Here is a 1,223-nt window from a genome sequence, read left to right on the forward strand (position 1 = left end):
CGTTGGGACGACTGTGTGGAGATGGCCCGGGATCAGATCCGTGAGGGCGCGCACATGCTGGATCTGTGTGTGGACTATGTGGGCCGTGATGGTGTGGCGGACATGGAGGAGCTGGCGGGCCGGTTCGCGACGGCTTCGACGCTGCCGATCGTTTTGGACTCGACCGAGGTTGCGGTGATCCAGGCGGGTCTGGAGAAGCTCGGCGGGCGTGCGGTGATCAACTCGGTGAACTATGAGGATGGTGACGGGCCCCAGTCGCGGTTCGCGAAGGTCACAGCGCTGGCGCGGGAGCATGGTGCCGCGCTGATCGCGCTGACGATCGACGAGGAGGGCCAGGCCCGCACGGTCGGGCACAAGGTCGCGATCGCGGAGCGTCTGATCACCGATCTCACCACCAATTGGGGGATCCGTGAGTCGGACATCCTGATCGACACGTTGACGTTCACGATCTGCACGGGTCAGGAGGAGTCGCGTAAGGACGGGATCGCGACGATCGAGTCGATCCGTGAGCTCAAGCGCCGTCACCCGGACGTGCAGACGACGCTGGGTCTGTCGAACATTTCCTTCGGTCTGAACCCGGCCGCGCGTGTGCTGCTGAACTCGGTGTTCCTGGACGAGTGCGTCAAGGCCGGTCTGGACTCGGCGATCGTCCACGCATCGAAGATCCTGCCGATCGCACGCTTCGATGAGGAGCAGGTGACCACGGCCCTGGATCTGATCTACGACCGGCGGGCCGAGGGTTACGACCCGCTGCAGAAGCTGATGGCGTTGTTCGAGGGTGTGAACACCAAGTCGCTGAAGGCCGGCCGGGCTGAGGAGCTTTTGGCGCTGCCGTTGGACGAGCGGCTGCAGCGGCGGATCATCGACGGCGAGAAGAACGGTCTGGAAGCCGATCTGGACGAGGCGTTGCGGACGCGTCCGGCGCTGGACATCGTCAACGACACCCTGCTGGAGGGGATGAAGGTCGTCGGTGAGCTGTTCGGTTCCGGTCAGATGCAGCTGCCGTTCGTGCTCCAGTCGGCGGAGGTGATGAAGACGGCGGTCGCCTATTTGGAGCCGCACATGGAGAAGACCGATGACGAGGGCAAGGGCACGATCGTGCTGGCCACCGTCCGTGGTGACGTCCATGACATCGGCAAGAACCTGGTCGACATCATCTTGACCAACAACGGCTACAACGTCGTCAACATCGGCATCAAGCAGCCCGTCTCCGCGATCCTGGA

1 protein-coding gene is annotated in these 1,223 nt (G+C 63.6%); it reads left to right on the forward strand.

Annotated features, from left to right (window positions below; genetic code table 11):
- Positions 1 to 1,223, forward strand: a 1,223-nt coding sequence (locus ACFY7H_RS34060; protein ID WP_388946596.1) for a dihydropteroate synthase, incomplete at both ends; no start/stop codon positions are given.

Origin of the sequence: Streptomyces sp. NPDC012794, from assembly GCF_042901085.1 — a bacterium.
In the GTDB taxonomy this organism is placed as follows: Bacteria; Actinomycetota; Actinomycetes; order Streptomycetales; family Streptomycetaceae; genus Streptomyces.